Genomic DNA, 4,282 nt, shown 5'->3' with positions numbered 1-4,282 from the left:
CGGCCGCTGGGCAGTTTCCTGTTCCTCGGCCCCACGGGTGTCGGCAAGACCGAGCTGACCAAGGCGCTCGCGCAATTCCTGTTCGATGACGACCGGGCGATGGTGCGCATCGACATGAGCGAGTTCATGGAAAAGCACGCGGTGTCGCGGCTGGTCGGGGCGCCTCCGGGGTATGTCGGCTATGACGAGGGCGGCGTGCTGACCGAGGCTGTGCGGCGCAGGCCCTATCAGGTCGTGCTGTTCGACGAGGTCGAGAAGGCGCACCCCGATGTCTTCAACGTGCTGTTGCAGGTGCTCGACGACGGGATGCTGACCGATGGTCAGGGGCGGACGGTCAGCTTCAAGCAGACGCTGATCGTGCTGACCTCGAACCTAGGGGCGCAGGCGCTCAGCCGGTTGCCCGACGGCGGCGATGCCACGCAGGCCAAGCGCGACGTGATGGATGCCGTGCGGGCGCATTTCCGGCCGGAATTCCTGAACCGTCTGGATGAGACGATCATATTCGACCGGCTTGCACGCGAAGACATGGCCGGGATCGTCGATATTCAGCTCGGCCTTCTGCAACGCAGGCTCGCGGCGCGCAAGATCACGCTCGATCTGGACGAGGGCGCGCGGGCATGGCTGGCCGAGGAGGGCTACGACCCGGTGTTTGGCGCGCGGCCCCTGAAGCGGGTGATCCAGCGGTCGTTGCAGGATCAACTGGCCGAGATGATCCTGGCGGGCGATGTCACCGACGGGCAGACCGTTTCGGTCAGCGCGGGCAAGGACGGGTTGATCGTCGGTGACCGCATCGCGAGCACCAACCGGCAGCCGCCGCAGGATGCCGTGCTGCACTGATCCGTCCGATCCGGCCGCGGCGATGAAAACGAAAAAGGGAAAACGAAAAAGGCCCCTGCAAGTCGCTCTTGCAGGGGCCTTTTGATTGATCGGATGCGTGCCGCGTTACATCGGCGGCATCTGCACGGTGTCGATCACGAAGATCGTGCCGTTGGTCGCGCTGATCGTCCGGATAAGGCTGCCGTTGCCCATGCGCATCGTGTCCAGGCCGTCGATCTTGATCATCTGGCCGTTCAACGTCTCCATCTCCAGGGTTTTGCCCTGGAAATCCTGCGCGGTATAGTTGCCCGGCACCACGTGGTAGTTGAGCACGTTCTTGAACATTTCCATGTTCTCGGGCGCCATCAGCATGGCGGCCTTCTCTTCGTTTTCGGTCTGGAACGCCCCGAACGCATCGTCATCCGGCGCGAACAGGGTGAACGGACCCGGACCCTGAAGCGCGAGGTCCAGGCCGGTTTCCTGCATGGCGGAGGTCAGATCCGAAAACCCATCCGTGGCGACAAGCGTATCCCAGATGTTCATCGTGGGCGCATCGCTTTGTGCCTGGGCGGTCCCCGACATCAGGGCGACTGTGGCCGTCACGGCCAGAAAGGTTCTGCGTAGCATGTGTTCTCTCCTTGCCCGGTCACCGGGCTGAATGTGCAGACCAAACCCGGCCGGAGGGATTCAGTTCCGGCCGGTCGGCGGCAGACCGGGCAGGAGAGACAAATATGTCACCGCTATGCCGCCGCGCATATCCCGCCGCTACCGTCGCGCGCGAAGGCAGCCTATTGGCCCGCGCCGGCGGTCGCGATGGTCTTCAGCAGCGCCTGAACCTCCTGCATCGGGCCCTCGGGCAGGCTGCGGTATCCGACGGTGACCGTGTCCGACCCCTTCGTCTGATAGGCAAAGATCGTGTAGGGGCAATAGGCGATGTTCATCGGATCGGCCTCCATCGCCATGCGCGACAGCGTGGCGGAGCAGAAGCTGATGACCTCGGCGTGTTCGTAGATGACCACGTCGGAACCGACGTCCGCACGGGTCCGCTCCAGCATGTCGCCGATGTGGTTCTTGGTCTCGATCGCGAGGCCCTGTTCGATGACGGCGTTTTCCAGATTGAACATCACGTCGTCGAAACTGTCGGTACTGTCGAAGCTGACGATATCCTGGGCGGCCTCCTGCGCGAGGGCGAACCCGGCCAGGCCGAGCGTGAGGGGAATGGATAGTGCGATGGATTTGAGCATTATGTGCCTCTCGTCTTGGATCAATCTGCGTGAACTCTTAACCCTAGCGCGAAGTCGGGGGAAATATTTCACTTCGCTTACAGCAACGTGAAAAACCTTGGTTTGGTTGCGGGGCCGGTGCGACCTAGGTTTTGAAGAGCACGGAGGAGAATTCACATGGCATATCGCTTCAAGACCGAACTCAGGCATTCAGACGTCACCCCCGAAGCGGCCTTCTTCAACCGGCGGCAGCTGCTGGCGGGGGCGGGCGGTGCCCTGCTGGCGGGCGGGGTGCCCGGTCTGGCCGCTGCGCAGTCGGGCGGAAACAAGTATTCCACCGATGCGGAGCCCAATAGTTTCGAAGAGATCACCACCTATAACAATTTCTACGAATTCGGCACCAGCAAGGAAGATCCCGCGCAGAACGCGGGCGCGATGAAGGTGTCGCCATGGACGGTCAAGGTCGGCGGGCTGGTCGACAAGCCCGGCGATTACGCGTTGGACGATCTGCTGGCCGGTCTGGATGTCGAGGAACGCATCTACCGTTTCCGCTGTGTCGAGGCCTGGTCGATGGTCATTCCCTGGAATGGCGTGCAGCTGTCCAAGCTCCTCGACAAGGTCGGGGTGCAGTCGGGCGCGAAATACGTGGCCTTTGAAACCGCCGTTCTGCCCGATGTCATGAACGGCGTGAAATTCCCGGTGCCGGATTGGCCCTATGTCGAGGGGCTGCGCCTGGATGAGGCGATGCACCCGTTGACGCTGATGGCCACCGGCATCTACGGCAAACCCATGCCCAATCAGAACGGCGCGCCGATGCGTCTGGTCGTGCCATGGAAATACGGGTTCAAATCGATCAAGTCGATCGTGCGCATCAGCCTGGTCAAGGATGAGCCCCCCGCGACGTGGAATCAGACGAACCCGCGCGAATATGGGTTTTACAGCAACGTGAACCCGAACGTCAGCCATCCCAGATGGAGCCAGGCCACCGAACGCAAGATCGGCGGCGGTTTCTTCGCCAAGCGCCAGAAGACCGAGATGTTCAACGGCTACGGCGAGGAGGTTGCGCAGCTGTATCAGGGGATGGACCTCAAGAAGTTCTTCTGAGCCGGTCGCGCCCGTTCCCTCTGCCCTGTGGCGCAGGGAACGGTTTCCGGCTTTTGCCCCTGACTTACTGAACCCGCGAAGTGGGAGAGGTCTCGCATGAACCCCGTTGCCCGATCGATAAACGGCGGCCTGCGCCGCATTCCCGCCTGGCCGCTTTACCTGATCGCCCTGCTGCCGCCGGTCTGGCTCTATTATCAGGGGCTGACCGGGCAGCTGGGCGTCGATCCGGTCAAAAGCATCGAGCGGGAGCTGGGGCAGCTCAGCCTTCAGGTGTTCATTGCCGTGCTGGCTGTCACGCCGCTGCGCCGGTTCACCGACATCAATCTGATCCGATACCGCAGGGCGCTGGGGCTGATCTGCTTTTTCTATGTCCTCGTGCATCTTCTGACCTGGCTGTTTCTGGATATCCAGCTGTTCTGGGGCCAGATCTGGGCGGATATTCTCAAACGGCCCTATATCACCATCGGCATGTTCGCCTTCGTGGTGATGATCCCGCTGGCGGTGACCTCGAACAATCGCGCGATCCGCAAGCTCGGGCCGAAGTCCTGGGGCCGCATCCATCAGCTGACCTATCTGGCGGTCTTTGCGGGCGGGGTGCATTTCGTCATGGTCCGCAAGGGCTGGCAGCTGGAGCCCATCATCTACCTGACGATCATCACCGCCCTGCTGGCGCTGCGGCTGCTGCCCAGGCGCCGCAAGCCCGCGCCCGCCAGAGCTGCCGCCTGAATCGGGCGGGGGTGTTTCTCATCTTCCGCTGATTCCGCGCCGGTCGCGGCGCGATTCCACCAGGTTCAGCCGCTGATTCCGCCCATTTGGCGGCTTGCGGCGTCCGCCGCCGACAGGCCTGCCCGCGCAATGCAGCGGGGCCGTCACGATCTTGCGCCGCGGGCGGGATTTCGCTCTCAAAATTGCCGAAATCACCTGAAATCGTAGATTTTGAATAAATTTCAGAAAAATCGCTTTTGAGCGAAAAAAGCCCTTGCGGGTTCCCGTCACTCTCCGTAGATACCCCTTCACCGGCGGCGCTGATGAGGCGCGGTTGGGGCGGCGACCGGGCCTTGAGGGGTTGGTTGCCGGGGAACTTCGGAGGCAAGGATGGGCGGGCGCGCCGTGAGTTTAGGGCGCACTCGGTTGGTTTT

General features: G+C 62.4%; 6 protein-coding genes. 3 read left to right on the top strand and 3 right to left on the bottom strand.

What is annotated here, in order from left to right:
• Positions 1 to 837, top strand: an 837-nt coding sequence (locus ACU0BR_RS05775) for an AAA family ATPase (RefSeq protein WP_446155896.1), incomplete at its 5' end; no start/stop codon positions are given.
• Positions 838 to 942: 105 nt separating this feature from the next.
• Here ACU0BR_RS05775 and ACU0BR_RS05770 read toward each other — a convergent pair.
• Together ACU0BR_RS05770 and ACU0BR_RS05765 are read right to left on the bottom strand one after the other, a co-directional pair.
• Complete coding sequence (locus ACU0BR_RS05770; protein WP_446155895.1) at positions 943 to 1,443, bottom strand: fasciclin domain-containing protein; 501 nt, start codon at positions 1,441 to 1,443, stop codon at positions 943 to 945.
• Between the two features lie 161 nt (positions 1,444 to 1,604).
• Positions 1,605 to 2,060 (bottom strand): DUF302 domain-containing protein, encoded by a 456-nt coding sequence (locus ACU0BR_RS05765; protein ID WP_446155894.1) that lies wholly within the window; start codon positions 2,058 to 2,060, stop codon positions 1,605 to 1,607.
• Between the two features lie 156 nt (positions 2,061 to 2,216).
• On the opposite strand from ACU0BR_RS05765, the gene msrP reads away from it, so the two are divergent.
• Positions 2,217 to 3,143 (top strand): protein-methionine-sulfoxide reductase catalytic subunit MsrP, encoded by a 927-nt coding sequence (gene msrP, locus ACU0BR_RS05760; protein ID WP_446155893.1) that lies wholly within the window; start codon positions 2,217 to 2,219, stop codon positions 3,141 to 3,143.
• 96 nt (positions 3,144 to 3,239) lie between these two features.
• The gene (gene msrQ, locus ACU0BR_RS05755) at positions 3,240 to 3,869 is read left to right on the top strand and encodes a protein-methionine-sulfoxide reductase heme-binding subunit MsrQ (protein WP_446155892.1); all 630 of its coding nucleotides are present in this window, start codon (positions 3,240 to 3,242) and stop codon (positions 3,867 to 3,869) included.
• Between the two features lie 18 nt (positions 3,870 to 3,887).
• On the opposite strand, the gene ACU0BR_RS05750 is transcribed toward msrQ, so the two are convergent.
• Entirely contained in the window at positions 3,888 to 4,139 is a 252-nt protein-coding gene (locus ACU0BR_RS05750; RefSeq protein ID WP_446155891.1) for a hypothetical protein, read from the bottom strand.
• Positions 4,140 to 4,282: the final 143 nt, after the last annotated feature.

This window comes from Brevirhabdus sp., from assembly GCF_052826345.1.
This window is presented reverse-complemented; position numbering and strand designations above follow the sequence as displayed.